This is a genomic window from Silvimonas terrae (genome assembly GCF_014202765.1).
Lineage (GTDB): Bacteria > Pseudomonadota > Gammaproteobacteria > Burkholderiales > Chitinibacteraceae > Silvimonas > Silvimonas terrae.
Genome location: NZ_JACHHN010000003.1, coordinates 1 through 19,959, shown reverse-complemented (window position 1 = coordinate 19,959; position 19,959 = coordinate 1). Strand labels below are relative to the sequence as shown.

Sequence of the window (19,959 nt, the reverse complement as noted above, 5' to 3'; positions counted from 1 at the left end):
CGGTTCATGCGATTAACCCTTGTATGTGGCGAGTTGCCTTACCCCCCCAACCACGGCGGCACCGTGGATATGTGGCGCCGGGTGTGCGCGTTGAAAGACGCCGGGGTAAGCGTGCGCGTGGTGTGCTGGCACCAGGGGGCGCCGGATGATGCCACCGTGGCGGCTTACGTCTCCAAGGTGCGTGAGGTCGCGGAAAGCGTGATCGTCTATCCGTTTCAGCACAGCCACAGCAGCAAATTCTGGCGGCTTGCCCGGCTGTTCTCCCTGCCCTGGGCTGCCAGTGCCCGCTGCCTGTCCGGCAAGGATTTTGCTGCCTTGCTGGCGAACGAGCGGGCCGCGCAGCCGGATGCAATCTGGCTGGATGGGCTCTACGGCGGCGACGTTGCCCTGAAACTGGCCCGCCAGTTGCAAAAGCCTTTGTTCTATCGTTCGCACAATATTGAACACCGCTACACCGGTTACCAGTTGGCGTCGGCTCGGGGCTTGAAAACCCGGCTGCACTGGTGGTTGCGCGATCAAGGCGTGCGGCATTACGAGTTGCAAGTGCTGCGTACCGCACAGGCTTTTTTTGATATTTCGGTCGACGACCTGGCCACGTGGAAAAGCCAGGGATTTACCCACGGGCACTGGCTACCGACCTTGATCGATACCCGGATGGCGCAGGCGCTCAGCGCGCCACCGGTGACGCCACCGGCGTTTGACGTAGGTTATCTGGGCAATCTGTTCATGCCCAATAACGTGTTTGGCATCAGCTGGTTTATCGAACAGGTGGTGCCGCTCTTGTTGCAGCAGCAACCCGGTTTGCGCCTGTTTGTGGCCGGTAGCCGGCCCAGCGCGCAAGTGCGTGCACTGGTGGCCAGCGTGCCGCAGATCACGCTGATTGAAAGCCCGCCCGATGTGGTCCCGGTATTGCGTAATGCCCGCGTGTTGATCAATCCGGTGTTTGCCGGCAGCGGCGTCAACGTCAAATCGGTGGAAATGCTGTTTACCCCCGCAGGCCTTGTGAGCACACCGCAGGGTCTGGGTGGGCTACCGCAGGTGGTGGCCGATTGCTTCCAGGTGGCCGATCAGCCTCAGGCGTTTGCCGACGCCATTTTCAGCGTGCTGCATACCCACGCCGACCCATTACCCCGCCAGCGCGCCCGCTTGTTGTTCCAGCCTGACCGCGTCAGCGAAATATTGCCCATTTTGCAAGAAGAACCTGCCCGCTTGATGCCTGCCATTGGCGCTGTGCCAGCGCGTGTTGGGCATGGGGGCTGACCGGCCCGTGTTCCGGGCAGTAACGACACTGCGATCCATTTATTCAAATATCAACATCAACAAAGAGACCTTGAACAATGTCAGTGCATGAACCGACTGTGAGCGTGGTGGTACCGAGCTACAAACGCGCACACCTGCTTGAGCAGACACTGCCCACCTATTTGCAGGAACACGTCATCGAACTGATTGTGGTGGATGACTGCTCGCCAGATAACACGCCAGACGTGATAGCGGGTTTGATGAAGCGTGACAGCCGTATCCGCTATTTGCGGCAGGACCGCAACCAGGGGCAGATGGCCGCCAAAAACCGGGGCAAAGCGCAAGCCCGGGGCGATTACATCTATTTTGGCGATGACGATTCGGTGCTGTTGCCCGGCTCTATTGCCGCTTTGCTGGAAACCGCCCGCAGCCATCCGGGCAGTGTGGCCGGCGCTGCGGCGGTGTACATGAACTACAACGAGACCTCGCCCGTGGCCGCTGCGGCCCGCCGCCGCCCGGTGCAAACCCCGGCAGAGGTGGTGGACTTGCACCAACTGCGGTTCCGCTTTGACTCGGTGTCAGACCAACTGCTGACGCTACCGGTGTGCGCCGCCTGCTTTTTGATGGAAGCCGGCCAGGCACTCAAGCAGGACTTTGACAGCATTTACAAGGGCAACGCCTATCGCGAAGAGACGGATTTTCTGCTGCGCGTGGCGGCCCAGGGCGTGCCGATGGTGATGGACACCCGCGCGGTCCAGGTCAACTTGCCCGTCAAATTGTCCACTGGCGGTTCGCGCAAGGGGTTCTGGCGCACGGAGTACTACGTGCTGGCCAATTCCTTGCTGATGATCAAGCGCAACCGGCACATCCTGCGGCAACTGGCGCCCGGTTTTTCCGGCGCCACCGCCATGACGTCCTTGCTGGGCGAGCGGGTGGGCGGGGTGATCCGCCGCAACACCAATCGCGGCAAAAAACTTTGGAAGATGCTCACGGCCAGCGCATGAGCGTCTTCCCTACCAGGTTCGTTATTTTAAAAAGAGGTACAGGAAAATGAAGATCAGCATCTTTGGTATGGGTTATGTGGGTGTGGTGGCGGCCGGGTGCCTGGCCAGTGAAGGCCACACAGTGATTGGTGTAGAACCAAACGCAGGCAAGGTAGAGCTGATCAACAAGGGCGTGCCTCCCATTGTTGAGAAAGATATTGCCGAAATGGTCGCCGCCGCTGTCAGCGCTGGTCATTTGCGCGGCACCACGGACGTGCATTCGGCCGTGCTGGCGACAGAGATGTCGTTTATTTGCGTGGGCACGCCCAGTCAGCTCAATGGCGCGCTGGATCTGCGATACGTTCGCCGCGTGTGCGAGGAAATCGGTCTGGCCATCAAGGAAAAGAGCGATTTTCACATTGTCGTGGCGCGCAGCACCATGCTGCCCGGCACGATGAAAGACGTGGTCATCCCCACGCTGGAGCAATACTCCGGCAAGAAAGCCGGCGTGGATTTTGGCGTGTGCAACAACCCCGAGTTTCTGCGCGAAGGCACCGCGGTATGGGATTACCGCAATCCGCCCAAAACCGTGATTGGCGAGACGGACCGCAAGAGCGGGGACGCGCTGGCCGCCCTGTATGCCGATCTCAAAGCGCCGCTGATCCGCACCGATATCGAAACCGCAGAAATGGTGAAGTATGTTGATAACGTCTGGCACGCGCTGAAGGTGTCGTTTGCCAACGAGATCGGCAATATCTGCAAGAGCCTGACCATCGACAGCCATCACGTCATGGATATTTTCTGCAAAGACACCAAGCTCAACCTCTCGCCGTATTACCTCAAGCCCGGGTTTGCTTTTGGCGGTTCTTGCCTGCCCAAAGATGTGCGTGCGCTGACCTACAAGGCGCGTAGCCTGGATCTGGACGTACCCATTCTGAACGCCATTCTGCCCAGCAATGAGCGGCAGATTGAACGCGGTTACAGCATGATCACCGCCAAGGGCAAACGCAAAATCGGCGTGCTGGGTTTCTCGTTCAAGGCCGGTACGGATGACCTGCGCGAAAGCCCGATTGTGGAAGTGATCGAGCGACTGATCGGCAAGGGCTATGACCTCAAGCTCTATGACCGCAACGTCAACCTGGCCGCGCTGACCGGTGCCAACCGCGATTACATCTTCAATATGATTCCGCACATCTCGCGCATCATGGAGCAATCGCTGGATGCCGTACTCGATCACGCCGAAGTGCTGGTGATCGGCAACAATGCGGCAGAATTCCAGGACGCGTTCACCCGTCTGCGCCCCAATCAGGAAATCATCGACTTTGTCCGCGTGCAGGATCACAAGAGCGAGGAGGGCAAGTACGATGGCATCTGCTGGTAAACCTCGCAAAATCCTGATGATCGTAGAGAACCTGCCATCCCCGTTTGACCGGCGGGTGTGGCAGGAGGCCACCACGCTGCGCGATGCCGGCTATGAAGTCTCCATCATTTGCCCCACCGGCAAAGGCTATGAAAAGCATTTCGAGGTGGTAGAAGATATTTATATCTACCGCCACGAATTGCCGCTGGAAGCCGAAGGTGCCAAGGGGTACTTGCTGGAGTACTCGGCCGCGCTGTTCCATGAGTTCCGCCTGGCCTTCAAGGTGCTGTTCAGCCGGGGCTTTGATGCCATTCATGCGTGCAACCCACCCGATCTGATTTTCCTGGTGGGCGGATTTTTCAAGCTGTTCTTTGGCAAGAAATTCCTGTTCGACCACCATGACATCAATCCGGAACTGTACGAGGCCAAATTTGGCCGGCGGGATTTCTTCTACAAACTGATGGTGTTGTTTGAGCGCTGGACGTTCAAAACGGCCAGCGTGTCGATTGCCACCAACGAATCGTACAAACGCATCGCCATCGAACGTGGTGGCATGGACCCGGCCAAAGTACATGTGGTGCGCAGTGGCCCCAAGCTCGATCGCCTGCGCACCGTACCCCCGGTGCCGGCGCTCAAGCAGGGGCGTTTGTTCCTGATCGGTTATGTCGGGGTCATGGGCAAACAGGAGGGGATTGATTACCTCCTGCGTGCCATGGCGTACATCGTGAAGGAACGCAAACGCACCGATATCCAGCTGGGTTTGGTGGGGGGCGGCACGTCGCTGGATGAAATGCAGGCTTATGCGCAGGAACTGGGCATTGCCGAATACGTCACCTTTACCGGCCGCGTGCCAGACCAGCAATTGCTGGAAATGCTCAACACGGCAGATGTCTGCGTGAATCCGGATGTGGCCAACGAAATGAACGACAAGTCCACCATGAACAAAATCATGGAGTACATGGCGTTGGCTAAACCCATCGTGCAGTTTGATCTGACCGAGGGGCGTTTCTCGGCCCAGGATGCTTCTTTGTACGCCAGGCGCAACGATGAAGTAGATATGGCCGAGAAAATCCTCACCCTGCTGGCCGACCCGGCCTTGCGTAAAACCATGGGTGACTATGGTCAGCGGCGCGTGATGAACGAACTGGAATGGAAATACGAAGCCCCCAAACTGCTGGCCGCCTATGATGCGCTGTTTGCCTCATCGGCCCAGCAGCAACTGAGTGCGCCGCAACCGGCCAAAGAAGCCGCGCGCAGCGATTAGCCCGACGCAGGTACGAAAAAAGCCCGGTATGATCCGGGCTTTTTTGCGCAGCCCGTTCAGGCAAGCCAGCGGGCCGCGTTGCAAACAGAATTGGGGAGCATAAAAAAACAGGCCCGCGACGGCATTCGCGGACCTGTGTGTACTGGTGTGTCACCTGATGAGGCGACACATGAGACTGATCAAGCAGCAGCTTCTGTGGTATCCAGACGCGCAGAATCACCCATCTTGCGGCGACGTGCACGTGCGGCAACCAGAGCCACCAGACCCAGACCCATCAGGGCATAGGTTTCTGGTTCCGGCACCGGAGTCAGCGTACCTGCAATGGCGTAGGCACCAATAGAGGCGCCCTGGGCCAGCGTACCGTTGACGATCAGGTTGTAGGTGTGGCCCGAGAAGAACAGTTCCGCTGCGGTGAAAGCGGGTTCATCGATAGTGACCGAACCATAGTTGGTGTTGGTCGTTGTATCGATCAGGGTCAACGAAGTCGACGAGGCGAGGCCTTGCAACGGAGAGGTAAACAGGAAATTGGCAAACAGCACATCGGTTGCCGCAGAGGTCGGTGTCACCATGAACGAGTAGGTGTCGGTGAACGCCCCGGTGGCGGAATTAATGATGTTGAAGGTGGACGGAGACAGCGCTGTCCCCAGATTAAAGCCAGAGCCATTCTGCACAGCGCCCACAGTTGGAGTGATCGTCCAGGTAGGAACGGCGAATGCACCGGCAGATGCACCAATGAAGGCTAAGCCTGCAACTAAAGTACGAAGTTTCATGACCCACTTCTCCTGATTCGTTGTTGCTTAATGCTACGAAGACCCGTGGCAGTACGGGTCCGGTTAGTGCCCGGTAAAACGTATGCTTAAAAACCGTCTCAAGCGTCGGGCTGTTGCTTGGGACTGAATCCTCGGGATGCCCCCCCGTGGTCAGGCTCGGTGACCTGTATATATGTTCTTGAAACCTTGTCACCTTGCTATGTGCTGACGAGTATTTAACTCGTTGCATCAGGTCAAATTCTAACAAGTAAGTAAACTGCTTTCAAATACTATTTATTAAATTTAACTTAAATCGAAAGAGCTTGTAAGTTTACGAGGATTGGAATGATATTTGCTGCGCTGCAATACTGTCAGATAGTCACGGCCTGACTGGTGATTTTTATAAAAAACTCTTTATAAATAATGTGTTTGCAACGATATTCTGATGAAGTATCTAAATTGGGCTTGTAAGATACTGTGATTTTCTTCCCTAAGTCTTACCAAATTTTGTAAGACTTAGGCTTTCCAGAAATTTGCCGCTTATCGGTTTTAGCCAGCAAAAACTGTATTATTTTGGCTAAAAGCCGTTTCGCGTAAGCTTTGTGTGAGAATGGTAATGAACTGGAGCGTGTTCTGCCGGGTGGTAGACAACTATGGCGACATCGGTGTTTGTTGGCGTTTGTCGCGCCAATTGCAGACCGAATATGACCAGCAAGTGACCTTGTGGGTGGATGATCTGACGGCACTCAGCCACATCGCGCCCGCCACGAAGACCGAGGTCGATGAGCAAGTGCTGGATGGTGTCTATGTCCGCCACTGGCATGCCCGATCTCGTCCGGCGGACGACAGTGATGTGGTGATCGAGGCGTTTGCCTGCGAACTGCCGCTGAGCATGCAGGGGGCCATGCGCCAGCGCGCCAGTGCGCCCGTGTGGCTGAACCTGGAATACCTCTCCGCTGAGGATTGGGTGATCAGTTGCCACGGCATGGCCTCACCCCAGGGCGGCCTGACCAAGTATTTCTTTTTTCCGGGCTTTGCGCCGGGTACGGGCGGGGTATTGGCAGAACAGGTCAGCCAGGCCGCCCGCAATGACTGGCAGTGGGCAGATCGCACCGCGTGGCTGGCGGCGCTGGGGGTAACCCGGCCGGACGTGTTGACGGTCAGTCTGTTTGGTTATGAAAACCACGCCATTGTGGATCTGATCGGGCAGATGCGCGCCAGCAATGAGCCACTCAATCTGCTGGTGCCGGTGGGGCGGGCTTTGTCACACGTGGCGGAGGCCGTCGGAGCGGGGGCGCTGTCGCCCGGGCAACGCGTTGATCTGGGGGGATTGCATCTTTATATCGTCCCCATGCTGGCGCAGGCGCAATACGACCGCCTGTTGTGGAGTTGCGATCTGAACTTTGTGCGCGGGGAAGACAGCTTTGTCCGGGCGCAGCATGCCAGGCACCCGCTGGTGTGGCACATCTACCCGCAAGATGATGCGGCACACGAGATCAAACTGGCCGCATTTGTGGACCGTTATACCCGGCACTGGCCCGCGCAGGATGCAGAAGTGTTGCGCGCCTTCTGGCTGGCCTGGAACCGTGGTGCGCTGGTGCCGGGGCAATGGGCCTTGTTGCGCGCGCTGTTGCCACACTGGCAAGCACACGCCAGGGTCTGGTCGGAACGGCTGGACGGCCTTGGCAATCTTGCCGGTAATCTGGTCAAATTTGCCAAAACCAAGTTAAAATAGCGGGTTACCAAGTTTCGTTTTATTTGCCGCCCGTTGTGATTGCTATTGATAAGCGCACCTGGGCAGCATTCGCAAACTCCACCCAGGCCCCTTTGGCAATCAGGAACCTTTAGCAATGAAGACCGCACAGGAAGTCCGCTCTGGCAACGTGATCATGGTTGATGGTCAACCACTCGTTGTGCAGAAAACCGAATACAACAAGTCCGGCCGCAACTCGGCTGTTGTAAAGATGAAGATGAAGAACCTGCTGAACGACAGCCCGTCCGAAGCAGTGTACAAGGCCGACGACAAGTTCGACGTGGTTGTGCTGGACAAGCGCGATTGCACGTACTCGTACTTTGCTGATCCGATGTACGTGTTCATGGACACCGAGTACAACCAGTACGAAGTCGAAGCTGAAAACGTGGGCGACGCTGCTGCGTTCATCGTTGACGGCATGGAAGAACACTGTGAAGTGACCTTCTACGAAGGTAAGGCCATCTCTGTTGAACTGCCGACCACCATCGTGCGCGAAGTGGAATACACCGAGCCGGCCGTGCGTGGCGACACTTCGGGCAAGGTGATGAAGCCTGCCAAGCTCAAGGGCTCTACCGTAGAGATCCCGGTTGCTGCTTTCATTGAAATTGGCGACAAGATCGAAATCGATACCCGCACCTACGAATTCAAGCGTCGCGCCTGATCGTTGCTGCCGTATCCAGTAAAAAAACCCGCCAATGGCGGGTTTTTTTACGTCCAGGTCAGCCGCTCGTGACCGGCTACGGTACGGCCCAGCCCAATGCGGTGATCACGGCAGCAAACTCATCGGCCAGCGGGCAGTGCAGTGACAAGGTTTTTCCAGTGCTCGGGTGAGCAAACTGCATATGGCTACATGCCAGAAATAATCTGTTTACACCCAGCTCTTCGGCAAACTTGCGATTGTGAATGCCTTTGCCATAGGTTGCGTCGCCAATGATGGGGTGACTGATGTGCTTCATATGGCGGCGTAACTGGTGTCGCCGCCCTGTAACCGGCGCCAGGGCCATGAGTGCATAGCGCGTGTGGGGGTAGCGATCGACGCTCCACGGCTGCTCGGTGATCGCCAGACGTTCAAAATGCGTGCAGGCAGGCTGAATGGGGCCTTGTGGCGCACCGCTGCGGATTTCAGATTCATCGAGCTGTTTGGCCAGCGCATGGTCAATGACGCCCGTTGCGGCAGGCCAGCCGCGGACGATGGCGTGATAGCGTTTTTCCACGCTTTGCGCTTCAAAGGCCATGGCCAGGGCGCGGCCGCTTTCTGGTGACAATCCGAACAACAACAAGCCGGATGTGCCCTTATCCAGCCGGTGCGCCGGATAGACTCGCCGTCCCAGTTGGTCGCGCAATAACTGCACGGCAAAACGCGTTTCGTGCCGGTCCAGCATGGAGCGGTGAACCAGCAACCCGGCGGGTTTATGGATGGCGACCAGATCGTCATCCTGATAAATGATCTGCAACATGTCTGGCGTATCAGTCGTGCCCGAATGCCCGTTCCCGCAGCGTCTTGAGCTGATCGCGCAATTGGGCGGCTTTTTCGAATTCCAGGTTCTTGGCCGCCGTCATCATGTCTTTTTCCAGACGCTTGAGTTCGCGCGCCAGGTCTTTCTCATCCATATCGGCCACCACGCGCTGGCGCTTGGCCTCCAGGCGTTCGGCGGCGGCGTCTTCGGCGTTGTAAACGCCATCAATAATGTCCTTGATCCGCTTGGAGATCGAGCGGGGCACAATGCCGTTGGCTTCATTGAATGCCAGTTGTTTCTCGCGCCGGCGTTCGGTTTCGCCCATGGCGCGTTTCATCGAGTCAGTGATGACGTCGGCGTACAGGATCGCCGTGCCATTCAGGTTACGCGCGGCACGCCCGATGGTCTGGATCAAGGAGCGCTCGCTGCGCAGGAAACCTTCCTTGTCGGCATCCAGAATCGCCACGAGCGAGACTTCCGGGATATCCAGGCCTTCGCGCAAGAGGTTAATCCCGATCAGGACGTCAAACACGCCCAGCCGCAAATCACGCAGGATTTCCACGCGCTCCACGGTATCAATATCCGAATGCAGATAGCGCACCTTGATGCCATGCTCGCCCAGATATTCGGTGAGTTGTTCTGACATCTTTTTGGTCAGCGTGGTCACCAGCACGCGCTCGCCTACGGCCGTGCGTTTGCCGATTTCCGACAACAAATCGTCTACCTGTGTGCCCACCGGGCGGACTTCCACGCGCGGGTCGACAAGGCCGGTAGGGCGGACTACCTGTTCAACGACCTGGCCTTGATGTTCTTTCTCGTAATTGGCGGGTGTCGCGGAGACAAACACCGTCTGCGGCATCATGTGCTCAAATTCTTCAAACTTGAGCGGCCGGTTATCCAGCGCAGAGGGCAGGCGAAAACCGTAGTCGACCAGGTTTTCCTTGCGTGAGCGGTCGCCCTTGTACATGGCACCCACCTGGCCGATCAGCACATGGGATTCATCCAGGAACATCAAACTGTCTTTAGGCAGATAGTCGATCAGGGTAGGGGGCGCTTCACCGACCTTTTTGCCGGAGAAATGACGAGAGTAGTTTTCAATACCTTTGCAAAAGCCCATCTCGTTGAGCATTTCCAGATCAAAGCGTGTGCGTTGTTCCAGTCGTTGCGCTTCTACCAGTTTGTTTTCACGGTGGTAAAACGCCAGCCGGTCAGTCAGTTCGGCCTTGATGGTGTCCACGGCACGCAGCACGGTGGCGCGTGGTGTTACGTAGTGGCTGGCCGGGAACACGGTAAAGATGCCCATGCGCTGTTTGATGTGGCCGGTCAGCGGATCAAACAGCTGGATGGTTTCTACTTCGTCATCAAATAAACTGATGCGCACGGCCAATTCGGCGTTTTCAGCGGGGAAGATATCAATCACATCCCCGCGCACCCGGAAATGTCCGCGGCTGAAATCCATCTCGTTGCGCTCGTACTGCATGCTGGTCAGGCGCTTGATGATCTCGCTCTGCGGGCGGGTTTCGCCTTCTTTCAGATGCAGGATCATCTGGTGGTATTCAGACGGGTCGCCAATACCGTAAATGGCCGAGACAGTGGCGACGATAATGCAATCGCGCCGCTCCAGCATGGCCTTGGTGGCCGAGAGGCGCATCTGTTCAATGTGCTCGTTGATGGCCGAGTCTTTCTCAATGAACAGATCTTTGGACGGTACGTACGCTTCGGGCTGGTAGTAATCGTAATAAGAGACGAAATACTCGACCGCGTTCTGCGGAAAGAACTCCCGGAACTCTGAATACAACTGCGCGGCCAGCGTCTTGTTGGGGGCCATGACAATGGCGGGGCGGCCTGTTTGCGCAATCACATTGGCCATGGTGTAGGTCTTGCCCGAACCCGTCACACCCAGCAGCGTTTGATATTTGAGGCCATCCTCCAGGCCTTCCAGCAGGGAGGCAATGGCGGCGGGTTGATCGCCTGCGGGCGGGAAAGGCTGAAACAACTTGTATGGTGAACCGGGAAATTCAACAAACACGTGGTACTCCTTCGCGCGTAGGCGGCAACAAGCGCGTTATTCTACGCCCTTGTTGCGGCAAATGAAACGATCGTTCTACGTTGGTTCTGTTGCAAGATACAGACGGCGTGTGGCAAAAAAAAGACCCCATGCGGACATGGGGTCGTGATGGCTGCCGGGGTCGGTCGACAGCAATGATGGGTCGCGACCACAACTCTGCTGGCCGCGTTACGCTCGCTTGCCGTACTTGTTTGTACTGTCTGCGCTCGCATGCCTTGCCAGCAGGGTCATGTTCGCGGCCTGAGAGGTTGGTGGATCAGAGTGCGCTGTGCCGCAACTGATCCAGAATCGCCGGGTTTTCCAGGGTTGATACGTCCTGGGTAATTTCTTCGCCTTTGGCAATCACGCGCAACAGACGGCGCATGATCTTACCCGAGCGGGTCTTGGGCAGGTTGTCACCAAAGCGGATTTCATCGGGCTGGGCAATTTTGCCAATCTCGTGGGCTACCCATTCACGCAGTTCTTTGGCGATGCGCTTGGCCTCTTCGCCTTCCGGACGCGCTTGCTTGAGCACCACAAAGGCCACCACGGCTTCGCCCTTGATTTCATGCGGTTTGCCGACCACGGCGGCTTCGGCCACCAGCGGGTTGGCCACCAGGGCAGATTCGATTTCCATAGTGCCCAGGCGGTGACCGGACACGTTCAGCACGTCGTCAATCCGGCCCATGATCCAGATGTAGCCGTTTTCATCAAAGTGCGCAGAGTCGCCGGCCAGATACAGCTTGCCGTTGAACTCTTCCGGAAAATACGTCTTCTTGAAGCGCTCGGCGTCATTCCAGATGGTCCGCACCATGGATGGCCACGGGCGCTTGATCACCAGTGCGCCGCCCTTGCCCGGATCAACCGGCGCGCCAGCCTCATCGACGATATCGGCCATGATGCCTGGCAGCGGCAAGGTGCAAGAGCCCGGCTTGGTAGCCACTGCGCCGGGCAACGGGGCAATCATGTTGGCGCCGGTTTCAGTCTGCCACCAGGTATCCACAATCGGGCAGCGGCTACCGCCGACCACTTCGTAATACCAGATCCAGGCTTCGGGGTTGATTGGCTCGCCTACGGTGCCCAGGATGCGCAAGCTGGATAGATCGTGTTGCTTGGGCAGGTCTGCACCCAGTTTGATCAGCGAGCGGATCGCCGTCGGTGCGGTGTAGAACGTGGTGACCTTGTGCTTGGCGATCATGCTCCAGAAGCGTGAAGCATCCGGGTAAGTGGGCACGCCCTCAAACACCACTTGTGTGGCGCCAATGGCCAGTGGGCCGTAGCACACATAGCTGTGGCCGGTAATCCAGCCTACATCGGCGGTACACCAGTACACATCGCCTTCGCGGTAATCAAAAACCCATTTCATGCTGACGAGCGCGCCCAGCAGATAACCGCCGATGCTGTGCTGGATGCCCTTGGGCTTACCGGTCGAACCGGAGGTATACAGAATGAACAGCGGGTCTTCCGCGTTGGTCCATTCCGGCTCACATTGGGCTGGCTGGTTTTGGGTCAGCTCATGCCACCACAGATCGCGGCCCGGTTTGAAGGCCACGTTGTCATGATCAGCGCGGCGATACACGATCACGTGCTTGATCGACTCGCTGCCTTCCAGACCCAGCGCTTCATCCACCACCGCTTTCAGTGGCACCGGCTTGCCGCCGCGGACGCCTTCATTGGCGGTGATGACAAGGGTGGCGGCCGCATCCTGGATACGGTCGCGCAGCGCGCCGGCAGAGAACCCGCCGAACACCACCGAGTGGATGGCCCCGATCCGCGCACACGCCTGCATCGCCACCACGGCTTCGACGCTGTGCGGCATGTAAATGACAACGCGGTCACCCTTTTTGATGCCTTGCGCCTTGAGGGCGTTGGCAAACTGGCAAACCTGGGTATGAAGCTGGCGATAGGTCACGTGCTTTGAGGTGCCGTCATCGGCCTCAAAGATAATGGCGGTCTTGTCGCCGCGGGCATCCAGGTGGCGATCCAGACAGTTGTAAGAGATGTTCAGTTCGCCATCTTCAAACCATTTGAAGAACGGGGCATTGCTCTCGTTGAGCACTTTCTGGAATGGCTTTTTCCAGGAAATCAGGTCACGGGCCAGTTCGGCCCAGAACCCTTCGTAATCGTTATTGGCTTTTTCGCACAGGGCGTTGTAGCCCTCCATGCCGGAGACATTGGCTTTGATGCGGAAGTCTTCGGACGGGGGGAACAGCCGGTTTTCCTGGAGAACAGAATCGATAGTGCTCATGAGGGTTCCTTGATTGCACGCCAACGTAGGTAATTTTGTGTATGCCGACTGTAAACGGCGTGCGGCAAGCAATCCAATCGTGTTTTCTGATGCGCCAAATCAGTTCCGCTGATAGTGCAATGCAGCATGAACCAGGGCTCCAGACAGCTGACTGGCTGATTTATGAGAATGTCGTTCTTAACACCTATGGCATATGGCAAGTCATTGGATTTACGTGGTTATTGTTTGATCTGGTTGCTAGATTTCGCCATTTTCAAGTGAAGTGGGTGAGGGTGAAATGGCAACTAAAGCGTTGGGCGCCGAATTTCTGGGGACAGCCATTCTGGTGCTGTTCGGGTGTGGTTCCGCAGTATTTGCGGGTGAATACATTGGCTACGCCGGGATTTCGCTGGCGTTTGGTCTGGCCATCGTCACTGTGGCTTACGGCTTTGGTCACTTGTCTGGCGCGCATGTGAATCCGGCGGTGACGCTGGGCGCATGGGTCGCTGGGCGCATGCCGCCGGGCCTGGCTGTGGGCTACATTGTGGCGCAGTGTCTGGGGGCCATGGCCGGGGCAGGGGTGATCTATCTGGTGGCGTCTGGCATGGGGGCGCACGCAGGCCAGTTTGGTCAGAACCTGTATGCGCCGGGTGCGTTGCAGGCGGCACTGGTCTTTGAGTTTGTCGCTACCTTTATTTTTGTGCTGATGATTCTGGGTACCACTTCGCGCACAGAGAATGGTCTTGTCGCCGGTCTGGCTATTGGTCTGACCCTGACCGCAATTCACCTGGTCGGTATTCCGCTGACCGGTACATCGGTCAATCCGGCCCGCAGCTTTGGCCCGGCGCTGTTTGCTGGTGGCCAGGCGCTCAACCAGCTGTGGCTGTTTATTGTTGCACCTGCTGTGGCGGGTGTCGTTGCCGGCTTTGTCCACCGCAAGGTGCTCAGCCAGCACTAAGGCTGAATGGTTTGATGCAATTGAAAATGCCCCGCAGTGCGGGGCATTTTCGTTTCTTCTTCTTGTTTGCAGTGTCGTACCTTCTTTTGAGGCCTCGCTGTGTCCATCCATCCTGTTATTGCTTAATGCTTTGCTGCACCTTCTGCACCCACGCCCGTCATGGAGCGCACGAACTGGGCCGGGAAGGCGGCGTGTTCACGCTGGGCTGCGGTGCTGGTATCCAGCTTCGACACCAGGTAGATCACGAAGAACGCCAGCGGCATGGAGAAGATTGACGGGTTGTCGTACGGGAAGATCGGTGCGGCATTGCCCAGAATCTTCACCCACACGGTCGGGCCGGTCACAATCATGGCCACTGCGCTGATCAGGCCAACCGAGCCGCCGGTGACCGCGCCACGGGTAGACAGGCCACGCCAGAACATGGACATGAACAGCACCGGGAAGTTGGCCGAAGCGGCAACCGAGAACGCCAGGCCCACCATGAAGGCCACGTTGGTCTTCTGGAAGGCAATCCCCAGCAGGATGGCGATCACCCCCAGGGTCAGCGTGGCGTATTTGGAGACGCGGATTTCTTTGGCTTCGTCGGTATGACCGCGGGCAAACACGTTGGCGTACAGATCGTGCGACACCGCCGATGCACCCGACAAGGTCAGACCGGACACCACCGCCAGAATGGTGGCGAAGGCCACGGCAGAGATAAAGCCCTGGAACCAGTCGCCGCCGACGGCGTTAGCCAGGTGAATGGCCGGCATGTTGGCGCCACCAATCAGCTGCGTCACGGCCTTGCCTTTTTCCATCACGGTGGTGGTGTACTCCGGCTTGCCCATCACCAGCATGATCGCGCCAAAGCCGATAATGAAGGTCAGGATGTAGAAGTACCCAATGAAGCCGGTGGCAAAGAAGACGGATTTGCGCGCTTCCTTGGCGTCTTTCACCGTGAAGAAACGCATCAGGATGTGTGGCAGACCTGCCGTACCAAACATCAGGCCCACGCCCAGCGAGATGGTTTCAATCGGGGTGGTGCCACCCGGTGCCATGATGGCCGCGCCTTTGGGGTGAACCTTGATCGCCGCAGCAAACAGGTTATCCAGGCTAAAGCCGGTGGCCGAGAGCACCATGAACGCCATGAAGGTTGCGCCCAGCAGCAGCATGACTGCCTTGATGATCTGCACCCAGGTGGTGGCCAGCATGCCGCCAAAGGTGACATACAACACCATCAGCACACCTACAATCACCACGGCGTAAGAGTACGGCAGACCGAACAGCAACTGGATCAGCGCACCGGCACCCACCATCTGGGCAATCAGGTACAGCGTGACTACGACCAGCGTGCCCACGGCGGCAAAGGTGCGGATCGGGGTTTGCTGCAGCCGGTAAGAGGCCACATCGGCAAAGGTGTACTTACCCAGGTTGCGCAGGCGTTCGGCCACCAGGAAAGTGATCAGCGGCCAGCCCACCAGAAAGCCCAGCGAGTAAATCAGCCCGTCATAACCCTTGGTAAACACCATGGCGGAAATACCCAGGAACGACGCGGCAGACATGTAGTCGCCCGCAATCGCCAACCCGTTTTGCAGACCGGTAATGCCACCGCCAGCGGCATAGAAGTCTTTGGCTGAACGGGTGCGTCGCGCGGCCCAGTAAGTAATGCCCAGGGTAAACGCAACAAAAATAACAAACATGATAATGGCGTGCCAATTGGTAGCACGCTGGGTGACCGGGCCTTCGATGGCGCCGGCAGCCAGTGTTTGTACGCTGGCGGCGAGGGTCAGTGCAGCCAGCCCCACGCGGTTGACGATACCTGTGTTCATCGGCGTGCATCCTCGACAAGTTGTTGGTTGAGCTGATCAAACTCGGTGTTGGCGCGGCGTACGTAAATGCCGGTCAACACAAAGGCCAGTACGATCAGCGCAAGGCCAACCGGAATGCCCAGCGTCGTCACCCCGCCTGCGGATACGGGGGCGCCCAGTACGGCAGGTTCAAAAGCAATCATCAGGATCAGCCCGAAATAGGCGACCAGAATGACCAGCGTCAACAACCAGCTCAAACTGCTTTTCTTTTGTACCAGCTCGTGGAACTTGGGATTGTCCTGGATTCTTTGAATCACCTGGTCATCCATGCTGCTCTCCTCTCATCAGTGCGGAACTCCCTGCGTTGGTGCATGAGTACGTTCTCCCGACGTATTTCACCCATGCGCGCAAGGTCCATGGCTAATGTATGAGCAGCGCCAGGCATAAGCTAATTGCAAATTTTGATGTTCAAAATCAGGAATGCTTATGTTGCGTTGCACGAATCTTACTCAAAGTGGCGCGTTTGCTTGATTGCAACTACATAACGCACAGCTTTGCGGCATGTCGGAGCGATCTGCGCAATAATCGGGCGTATGGAAATCTATCAACTGCGTACATTTGTTGCGGTTGCACAGCAGGGCCATCTGACGCAAGCGGCCGAGTTGTTGCATCTTTCCCAACCGGCGGTGACGGCCCAGATCAAGGCGCTGGAAGAAGAACTGGGTATGTCGTTGTTTGAGCGCTACCCTGGCGGCGTACAACTGACGGAAGCGGGCAAGGCCTTCTTGCCCGACGCAGAGCACATCCTGTCGGTTTCACGGGACATGTTGTACCGCGCCAAATCCATGTCGGCTGAACCCCGCGGCAAAATCCGCATTGGTACGGTGGGCGTGCCGGCGCGTTTGCGTATTGGCCCGTGGCTGGCCTTGTTACGTCAGCGCTGCCCGTTGATTACCGTGCAGACCACGCACGGTATTTCTGGCGTGATTCTCAATGACGTACGCAAGAAGATTCTGGATGGGGGCTTTTATTTTGGCCGCAACCCGTTCCAGAACGTGAACACGGTGCCGTTGGCGGAGTTGGGGTTTTGTGTCGCCATGCCCGCCGCGCTGGGGCATGAACACCATGAATCTGACTGGAAAACCCTGGGCAAGCTGCCCTGGTTGGGTCTATCGCAATTCATGAGTCTGTGCGGCATTACCCAGGAGTTATGGCGCACGCATAATATCGCGCCCAAGCGGGTGGGGGAGTTTGACGACGAAGGCACGCTGGTGGAACTGGTGAAGGCGGGGCTGGGGATTTCGTTACTGGCAGAGCGCACTGCCCGGCGTTTTGCGGCAGATGGCTCGATTGTGCTGTGGCGCGGTGGCGAGATTGCCATTTCTGCACCATTGCAGTTTTTGTATTCGGCCGAGCGGCAAAATGACCCGATGATTGCCATGTTGCTCGATACCCTGCGCGAGGTCTGGATGCCTGAATGAGGTATTCGACGGCACAGCCAATAAAAAACCCGCTCAATGAGCGGGTTTTTTATTTCCGGCACGGGACCAGGGAATCCGTTTGCCGTTGGAAAAGCCAACGACGAAGCTGAATTACTTCAGCTTGATTTCCTTGTAAATCACGTGCTTGCGAACAACCGGATCGTACTTCTTGATCTCGAGTTTTTCGGGAGTGGTGCGCTTGTTCTTGGTGGTCGTGTAGAAATGACCGGTACCGGCGCTGGATTCGAGCTTGATTTTTTCACGCATGATCGTTTACCTGGTTACAGTTCGCCGCGGGCGCGCAGGTCAGCCAGGACGGCATCAATGCCGTTCTTGTCGATGGTGCGCAGGGCAGCATTGGATACGCGCAGGCGCACCCAACGGTTTTCGCTTTCAACCCAGAAACGGCGAGATTGCAGATTCGGGAGGAAACGACGCTTGGTTTTGTTGTTGGCGTGGGAAACATTGTTCCCGGTCATCGGACGCTTGCCGGTGACTTTGCAGACACGTGCCATGGTTAGGATTCCCTGACTTCTGGAAAAAACACGATTTATATCACGACTTGGCGATCAAGTTCAAGCCAAATCAGCGGGCGACATATTCTACACGCGACAGAGCCGTGCTGTGTAAACAAGCAGTTAAGTCTTGTCGGTACCAGAAACAATGCACTGCTGCACCGGCGCAGAGCGCCCGGCGTCGTGATGTCGGACGCGTATGCTAAAGCGCGCTGGCGTATTTGGGAATAGTTGTGATGGGATGTGTGGCTTGCCGGTTAAATTTTTGTGACGAAACTGGCCATGCGGATGGCGCAACCCTTGTTCTCTTTTGTCTGGAGTGGATAGATGCATCCTGCCAAAGTAAAGCGTGAGCACGTGCAGCGCTTGACCGACCTGCCCAATATTGGCCCGGCCATGGCGGCGGATTTACAGATGTTGGGGATTTCCCGGCCTGAGCAACTCACTGGTCGCGATCCTTATGCCTTGTATGACGAACTGTGTGCAGTTACCGCGACCCGGCATGATCCTTGTGTGATTGATGTGTTTATTTCTGTGGTGCGGTTTATGGACGGGGGTGAGGCGCGGGCGTGGTGGGCGTTTACGGCAGAGCGGAAGGGGTTTTTGGGGGAGGGGTGAGGCGGAACCCAAACCTTTGTTAGTGCCTGACGGCACGGTGTTTACATGTCGGGGGTTGCCCGACAGCAAGGCACTTTCTTTTGGGTCGCCAAAAGAAAGTACCCAAAGAAAAGGCGACCCCTGCGACAGCGCCCCTTCGGGGTTCCCTGCGCTTCTCGCGTGGCCCGGCAGGCTCGGGAACTCGCTACGCTCAGACACCCCTCGCCGAATTCCCGGGCCCCGCTGCGATGCTCGGCGCTGCCGGAGGGGAGGTAGATCAAAAGCAACGGCAACATCAAAAGCCAAAGCCAAAGCCAAAGCCAAAGGCAAAGCCAAAGGCAAAGCCAAAGCCAAAGGCAAAGGCAAAGCAACCCCAACCCCAACCCCAACCCCAACCCCGCAAATCATTTGTTGGCAAGAATGGTTCACCTTGCCCACCACCTCGTCATTCCCGCGAAGGCGGGAATCTAGCTGCAATATCTACAAGCATGAGAACGCTGCTCCGGTCTACTCCATCGTCATTCCGGCCCTCGGCGGCCCCCTTGGGCCGGAATCCAGCCCGCAGCCCAACGGGCTGCTTGCGGTGGATTGTCGCTTTGCGCCGAATCCACCCTACGGATTTGGTATAGCGACGATTTGCGGCACGGTTGCCGGGATTGCCGCTCTTTTTTTGGGAGGGCTGTCGGAGGGAGGCTTCATTGCACCTGCCAGCAAGGGCCACCTGCGGTGACCGTGCTGGATTCCGGCTCAGGGCCGGAATGACGAGGTGGTGGAGTGCGTGTTGACTCCGCAGTTGCAGTTGCAGTTGCAGTTGCAGTTGCAGTTGCGGTTGCGGTTGCCGTTGGTGTTGGTGTTGGGGTTGCTTTTGACTTTCCTTCCCCCATCAAAGCCCAGCGCCGATGGAGTGGAGGGAGACCTCAGGCTCCCAACCGACTGAGGGAAGCCCGGAGGGCCGCAAGGCTGGGGTCGCCTTTCTTTGCCTACTTTCTTTGGCGAAGCAAAGAAAGTAGGGTGCTCCGGCCACCGCCGGTATCAAATGCTTTTCACACCCGCGCCGCCAGGCGCTAACACCTCACACAACCACCCCCAAAAACAAAAAAAGCGCCAAGCCCCCCCAGCGCTTTTTCCTCATAGCTGCCCAGCAGCAAAAACCTACTCCCCGGCCGCCGGCGCCAGCACCGTCCGGTTGCCATTGCTCTCCATCGCACTCACCAGTCCGGCCCCTTCCATCTGTTCAATCAGCCGGGCCGCGCGGTTGTAGCCAATGCGCAGTTGCCGCTGGACGGAGGAGATCGAGGCCCGGCGGCTCTTGAGCACAAAGGACACCGCTTCGTCGTACAGCGGGTCGCTGTCCTCGCCCCCCGCTTCCGCCCACGGCGCGCCGCTGCTGCCGGCGGCGGCTTCGGCGTCCAGGCCGCCGTTGAGGATGCCTTCCACGTAATCGGGCTCGCCGGTGGTCTTGAGGTATTCCACCACGCGGTGGACTTCGTCATCGGCCACAAACGCGCCGTGCACGCGCTGCGGGTAGCCGGTGCCGGGCGG

General features: G+C 57.5%; 18 protein-coding genes and 1 pseudogene. 9 read left to right on the top strand and 10 right to left on the bottom strand.

The features are described from left to right. Positions 1-6 precede the first annotated feature (6 nt). From HNQ50_RS07405 to HNQ50_RS07390, 4 genes are all read left to right on the top strand, one after another. The gene (locus HNQ50_RS07405) at positions 7-1,260 is read left to right on the top strand and encodes a glycosyltransferase (protein ID WP_184099197.1); all 1,254 of its coding nucleotides are present in this window, start codon (positions 7-9) and stop codon (positions 1,258-1,260) included. A 77-nt stretch (positions 1,261-1,337) separates the two neighbouring features. Next, complete coding sequence (locus tag HNQ50_RS07400; protein ID WP_184099195.1) at positions 1,338-2,243, top strand: glycosyltransferase family 2 protein; 906 nt, start codon at positions 1,338-1,340, stop codon at positions 2,241-2,243. A gap of 46 nt (positions 2,244-2,289) precedes the next feature. Further along, on the top strand, positions 2,290-3,603 hold the full coding sequence (locus HNQ50_RS07395) for a nucleotide sugar dehydrogenase (protein ID WP_184099193.1): 1,314 nt from the start codon (positions 2,290-2,292) through the stop codon (positions 3,601-3,603). Beyond that, a complete protein-coding gene (locus HNQ50_RS07390; protein ID WP_184099191.1) occupies positions 3,587-4,846 on the top strand; it encodes a glycosyltransferase family 4 protein in 1,260 nt (419 codons plus the stop codon). The genes HNQ50_RS07395 and HNQ50_RS07390 overlap by 17 nt, the downstream gene beginning before the upstream one ends. Positions 4,847-5,025: 179 nt before the next feature. Here HNQ50_RS07390 and HNQ50_RS07385 read toward each other — a convergent pair. Next, positions 5,026-5,514, bottom strand: a pseudogene (locus HNQ50_RS07385) (FxDxF family PEP-CTERM protein); the annotation flags it as partial. Between the two features lie 697 nt (positions 5,515-6,211). Between HNQ50_RS07385 and earP the strand changes: the two are divergent. Then, entirely contained in the window at positions 6,212-7,330 is a 1,119-nt protein-coding gene (earP, locus tag HNQ50_RS07380) for an elongation factor P maturation arginine rhamnosyltransferase EarP (protein WP_246428634.1), read from the top strand. Positions 7,331-7,445: 115 nt separating this feature from the next. Then, positions 7,446-8,009 carry an elongation factor P gene (gene efp / locus HNQ50_RS07375; RefSeq protein WP_184099185.1) on the top strand — a complete coding sequence of 188 codons (564 nt, stop codon included), beginning with the start codon at positions 7,446-7,448 and terminating at the stop codon, positions 8,007-8,009. Between the two features lie 76 nt (positions 8,010-8,085). Here the strand turns inward: efp and HNQ50_RS07370 are convergent, their stop codons facing one another. The 3 genes from HNQ50_RS07370 to acs all read right to left on the bottom strand — a co-directional run bounded on the left by HNQ50_RS07370 (position 8,086) and on the right by acs (position 13,100). Continuing rightward, positions 8,086-8,805, bottom strand: coding sequence for a pseudouridine synthase (locus HNQ50_RS07370; protein ID WP_184099183.1), 720 nt, complete (start codon positions 8,803-8,805; stop codon positions 8,086-8,088). Between the two features lie 10 nt (positions 8,806-8,815). Continuing rightward, entirely contained in the window at positions 8,816-10,834 is a 2,019-nt protein-coding gene (gene uvrB, locus HNQ50_RS07365; RefSeq protein WP_184099181.1) for an excinuclease ABC subunit UvrB, read from the bottom strand. A 295-nt stretch (positions 10,835-11,129) separates the two neighbouring features. Then, complete coding sequence (acs, locus tag HNQ50_RS07360) at positions 11,130-13,100, bottom strand: acetate--CoA ligase (protein WP_184099179.1); 1,971 nt, start codon at positions 13,098-13,100, stop codon at positions 11,130-11,132. Between the two features lie 277 nt (positions 13,101-13,377). Between acs and HNQ50_RS07355 the strand changes: the two genes are divergently transcribed. Continuing rightward, entirely contained in the window at positions 13,378-14,037 is a 660-nt protein-coding gene (locus HNQ50_RS07355) for an aquaporin (RefSeq protein WP_184099177.1), read from the top strand. A gap of 122 nt (positions 14,038-14,159) precedes the next feature. On the opposite strand, the gene HNQ50_RS07350 is transcribed toward HNQ50_RS07355, so the two are convergent. Then, positions 14,160-15,845 carry a cation acetate symporter gene (locus HNQ50_RS07350; RefSeq protein WP_184099175.1) on the bottom strand — a complete coding sequence of 562 codons (1,686 nt, stop codon included), beginning with the start codon at positions 15,843-15,845 and terminating at the stop codon, positions 14,160-14,162. Next, entirely contained in the window at positions 15,842-16,153 is a 312-nt protein-coding gene (locus HNQ50_RS07345; protein WP_184099173.1) for a DUF485 domain-containing protein, read from the bottom strand. The genes HNQ50_RS07350 and HNQ50_RS07345 overlap by 4 nt, the downstream gene beginning before the upstream one ends. Before the next feature lie 264 nt (positions 16,154-16,417). Here HNQ50_RS07345 and HNQ50_RS07340 point away from each other — a divergent pair, with 264 nt between their 5' ends. After that, positions 16,418-17,305 (top strand): LysR family transcriptional regulator, encoded by an 888-nt coding sequence (locus HNQ50_RS07340; RefSeq protein WP_184099171.1) that lies wholly within the window; start codon positions 16,418-16,420, stop codon positions 17,303-17,305. A 111-nt stretch (positions 17,306-17,416) separates the two neighbouring features. Here the strand turns inward: HNQ50_RS07340 and rpmG are convergent, their stop codons facing one another. Both rpmG and rpmB read right to left on the bottom strand, forming a co-directional pair. After that, the gene (gene rpmG, locus HNQ50_RS07335; RefSeq protein WP_184099169.1) at positions 17,417-17,572 is read right to left on the bottom strand and encodes a 50S ribosomal protein L33; all 156 of its coding nucleotides are present in this window, start codon (positions 17,570-17,572) and stop codon (positions 17,417-17,419) included. A gap of 14 nt (positions 17,573-17,586) precedes the next feature. Beyond that, on the bottom strand, positions 17,587-17,820 hold the full coding sequence (gene rpmB, locus HNQ50_RS07330; protein ID WP_184099167.1) for a 50S ribosomal protein L28: 234 nt from the start codon (positions 17,818-17,820) through the stop codon (positions 17,587-17,589). A gap of 327 nt (positions 17,821-18,147) precedes the next feature. On the opposite strand from rpmB, the gene HNQ50_RS07325 reads away from it, so the two are divergent. After that, positions 18,148-18,438 carry a helix-hairpin-helix domain-containing protein gene (locus HNQ50_RS07325; protein ID WP_184099165.1) on the top strand — a complete coding sequence of 97 codons (291 nt, stop codon included), beginning with the start codon at positions 18,148-18,150 and terminating at the stop codon, positions 18,436-18,438. A gap of 274 nt (positions 18,439-18,712) precedes the next feature. Here the strand turns inward: HNQ50_RS07325 and HNQ50_RS22305 are convergent, their stop codons facing one another. After that, positions 18,713-18,835: a hypothetical protein gene (locus HNQ50_RS22305; RefSeq protein WP_281386153.1), complete on the bottom strand. Its 123-nt coding sequence runs from the start codon at positions 18,833-18,835 to the stop codon at positions 18,713-18,715. A gap of 734 nt (positions 18,836-19,569) precedes the next feature. After that, positions 19,570-19,959, bottom strand: a 390-nt coding sequence (locus HNQ50_RS07320) for a DNA translocase FtsK (protein WP_281386151.1), incomplete at its 5' end; no start/stop codon positions are given.

Coding starts and splice junctions, on each gene's coding strand:
- HNQ50_RS07405 (WP_184099197.1), top strand. CDS start 7: ATGCGATTAACCCTTGTATGTGGCGAGTTGCCTTACCCCCCCAACCAC.
- HNQ50_RS07400 (WP_184099195.1), top strand. CDS start 1,338: ATGTCAGTGCATGAACCGACTGTGAGCGTGGTGGTACCGAGCTACAAA.
- HNQ50_RS07395 (WP_184099193.1), top strand. CDS start 2,290: ATGAAGATCAGCATCTTTGGTATGGGTTATGTGGGTGTGGTGGCGGCC.
- HNQ50_RS07390 (WP_184099191.1), top strand. CDS start 3,587: ATGGCATCTGCTGGTAAACCTCGCAAAATCCTGATGATCGTAGAGAAC.
- earP (WP_246428634.1), top strand. CDS start 6,212: ATGAACTGGAGCGTGTTCTGCCGGGTGGTAGACAACTATGGCGACATC.
- efp (WP_184099185.1), top strand. CDS start 7,446: ATGAAGACCGCACAGGAAGTCCGCTCTGGCAACGTGATCATGGTTGAT.
- HNQ50_RS07370 (WP_184099183.1), bottom strand. CDS start 8,805: ATGTTGCAGATCATTTATCAGGATGACGATCTGGTCGCCATCCATAAA.
- acs (WP_184099179.1), bottom strand. CDS start 13,100: ATGAGCACTATCGATTCTGTTCTCCAGGAAAACCGGCTGTTCCCCCCG.
- HNQ50_RS07355 (WP_184099177.1), top strand. CDS start 13,378: ATGGCAACTAAAGCGTTGGGCGCCGAATTTCTGGGGACAGCCATTCTG.
- HNQ50_RS07350 (WP_184099175.1), bottom strand. CDS start 15,845: ATGAACACAGGTATCGTCAACCGCGTGGGGCTGGCTGCACTGACCCTC.
- HNQ50_RS07345 (WP_184099173.1), bottom strand. CDS start 16,153: ATGGATGACCAGGTGATTCAAAGAATCCAGGACAATCCCAAGTTCCAC.
- HNQ50_RS07340 (WP_184099171.1), top strand. CDS start 16,418: ATGGAAATCTATCAACTGCGTACATTTGTTGCGGTTGCACAGCAGGGC.
- rpmG (WP_184099169.1), bottom strand. CDS start 17,572: ATGCGTGAAAAAATCAAGCTCGAATCCAGCGCCGGTACCGGTCATTTC.
- rpmB (WP_184099167.1), bottom strand. CDS start 17,820: ATGGCACGTGTCTGCAAAGTCACCGGCAAGCGTCCGATGACCGGGAAC.
- HNQ50_RS07325 (WP_184099165.1), top strand. CDS start 18,148: ATGCATCCTGCCAAAGTAAAGCGTGAGCACGTGCAGCGCTTGACCGAC.